This is a genomic window from Kitasatospora sp. NPDC093806, assembly GCF_040683335.1.
Lineage (GTDB): Bacteria > Actinomycetota > Actinomycetes > Streptomycetales > Streptomycetaceae > Kitasatospora.
In genome coordinates, this window is record NZ_JBFBDO010000266.1 from 1 (window position 1) to 1,087 (window position 1,087).

At 77.9% G+C, this 1,087-nt stretch carries 1 pseudogene; it reads left to right on the plus strand.

The features are described 5' to 3' along the window. Positions 1–173: 173 nt before the first annotated feature. A pseudogene (locus AB0N76_RS39885) lies at positions 174–1,087 on the plus strand (CbiQ family ECF transporter T component); the annotation flags it as partial.

A 1,087-nucleotide genomic window follows, 5' to 3' on the forward strand; every position in this document is an offset into this window, starting at 1 on the left:
CCCTCTCTCCCGGCCGCCCACTGTAGGGGCGGCGGGTGTGACCACCGGTACGGCGCGGACCGCCGGGCGGCGACCGGGGTGCGGCCGGCACCCGCTCCCCCGGGTCCGCCGGGTCCGTCCGGCCCGCCGGATCGCTCCGGTTCGCCGGGCGGCTTGTCGAGCAGGGTCGCGGGGTCACCGCCCGCCGCACCGACGCCCCATGGGCCCGCGGCTTCCGCTACTACCTCTGGCTCGCCCTCACCGTGGTGGCGATCCGCGTCCTCTTCCGCTGCGTCTTCGCCACCGGCGTCGGCCCCCGGGACCACGTCCTGCTCACCCTCCCGCAGCTGCCCACCCCCGACTGGTACGCGGGCATCCGGATCGGCGGGCCGGTCTCCCTGGAAGCGGTGCTCTCCGCCGCCACCGACGGACTGCGCCTCGCCTGCCTGCTCTGCTGCATCGGCGCGGCCAACACCCTCGCCAACCCCAAGCGCGCCCTGCGGGTCCTGCCCGGGGCGCTGTACGAACTCGGTGTGGCCGTCACGGTCTCGCTCAGCGTCGCCCCGCAGCTGGTGCAGAGCGCCCAACGCGTCGCCCGGGCCCGCCGGTTGCGGGCCGGCTCGGCCAAGGGCATGCGTGCTCTGCGCGGCATCGTCGTCCCGGTGCTGGAGGACGCGCTGGAACGCTCGCTGCGCCTGGCCGCCGCGATGGACTCGCGCGGCTACGGCCGCTCCGGCCCCGTCACCCGCGCCGCCCGCCGGACCACCGGCGCGCTGATGCTGCTCGGCATGGCCGGGCTGTGCGCCGGGATGTACGGGCTGCTGGACGGGACGGCCCCGGCGGCCCTGGGCTTCCCCGCGCTGATCGCGGGCTCGCTGCTGTGCGCGGGCGGGCTCGCGCTGGGCGGCCGGCGGGTGCGCCGCACCAGCTACCGGCCGGACCGCTGGCGGGCCGCCGAATGGGGCGTGGCCGGCTGCGGGCTGACCGCCGCCGTCGTGCTGGCGGGCACCGTCGGGTACGCCGCCGACGACCTCAACCCGTCCCTGCATCCGCTGAGTTGGCCCGCCCTGCCGGTCGTCCCGGCGCTCGCCCTGCTGCTCGCGGGGGC